Source organism: uncultured Limnohabitans sp. (assembly GCF_937889215.1).
GTDB lineage: Bacteria > Pseudomonadota > Gammaproteobacteria > Burkholderiales > Burkholderiaceae_C > Limnohabitans_A.
This window is the reverse complement of the sequence record NZ_CALBEX010000170.1, coordinates 1-1335: the sequence shown is the minus strand read 5'-3', so window position 1 is coordinate 1335 and position 1335 is coordinate 1. Positions and strand designations below refer to the sequence as shown.

The 1335-nt window shown below is 56.5% G+C and carries 2 protein-coding genes; one reads left to right on the top strand and one right to left on the bottom strand.

What is annotated here, in order from left to right; all coding sequences use genetic code 11:
* A partial coding sequence (gene dctP / locus Q0341_RS04420; RefSeq protein WP_299510849.1) for a TRAP transporter substrate-binding protein DctP occupies positions 1 to 593 on the bottom strand: 593 nt, incomplete at its 3' end.
* Positions 594 to 760: 167 nt separating this feature from the next.
* Here dctP and Q0341_RS04415 point away from each other — a divergent pair.
* The coding region (locus tag Q0341_RS04415; RefSeq protein WP_299510848.1) for a GntR family transcriptional regulator at positions 761 to 1335 on the top strand (575 nt) is incomplete at its 3' end.

Here is a 1335-nt window from a genome sequence, read left to right as displayed (position 1 = left end):
AAGACCTCGCCATAACCCATGGCAATGCCGTTGCCTCCCATGGCGTTCATGGTGTCCACAAAAAGTGGATTGCCCATCATCCGGATTTTTTGACCCTTCAAGTCCTCTGGCTTGCGCACGGGTTTCTTGGTGTAAAGGCTGCGCGAGCCACCATCCATCCAGGCCAATGCCACCATGCGGGCAGGTGAAGCCGAAATTTTGTCCAGCAATTCCTGGCCAATCGGGCCGTCAATCACTGCACGCATGTGCGGGATGTCGCGGAACACGAAAGGCATGTTGAAAATGTTGACCTCAGGCACCACAGGGCCGACCGGACCCAAAGAGGTGCGCAGAATCTGGATCGCGCCTACCTGGGTCTGCTCGATCATCTCCTTTTCACCGCCCAGCACACTGCCTGGGAAAATCTGGAACTTGAATCGCCCATTGCTGGCCGCTTCCATTTTTTTGCCCATGCTCTCCACGGCCACAACCGTTGGGTAACCTGCAGGGTGAACGTCTGCGGCTTTGAGCACCGTTTGCGCCGAAGCCAATGCGGCCGTGGCTGACAATGCGACAGCTACGGTACTTTGAATCAAAAATCTGCGATGCATCATGTCTCGTGTCTCCTTGGCGCTGCGCGCCCTGTGGTGAGATGGGTGGTTTCTGGGAAACGACAATGTTGTTTCTGCGATGGATCTGCTAAAGTGAACCCAAGGCATCGTCAGTTGTCGTACATCTATATTAGCACCGCTCCCCATCATTTCCCCCATGGTTTACCCCAATGCTTGAACCTCGCCGCAAAGCCAGAACACTGTCTGCAGAGTTGGCCGATACGCTGGCGCTGCGCATCCGCAACCAAGATTACGCCCCTGGCACCAAGCTGCCCAAAGAGCTGGACATCATGCAAGAGTTCGGCGTAAGTCGGACCGTGGTGCGCGAAGCCATCTCCAACCTGCAAGCCGCAGGCATGGCTGAGACACGGCATGGCATCGGCACCTTTGCTCTGCTGCCAGAAGACAACCGCCTGTTTCGGGTCCACCCTGATCAGCTTGGCACCTTGCGCGACACAATTGCCCTTCTGGAGTTGCGCATTGGCCTAGAGACCGAAGCCGCAGCGCTTGCCGCGATGCGGCGTACCAGCGAGAACCTGGCCAAATTACGACTGACCCTGGATGCCTTCTTGCAAGCCATAGAAGCTGGAGACAATGCAGTCCAAGCTGATTTTCAATTCCACACCGAAATCGCCTTGGCCACGCAAAACGCCCATTTCATTCAGTTCATGGCACTGTTGGGTGAGCGGGTCATTCCCCGTGGCCGCCTCAACCCCCCCAGCGACACCACACCCGTTAGAAAAGC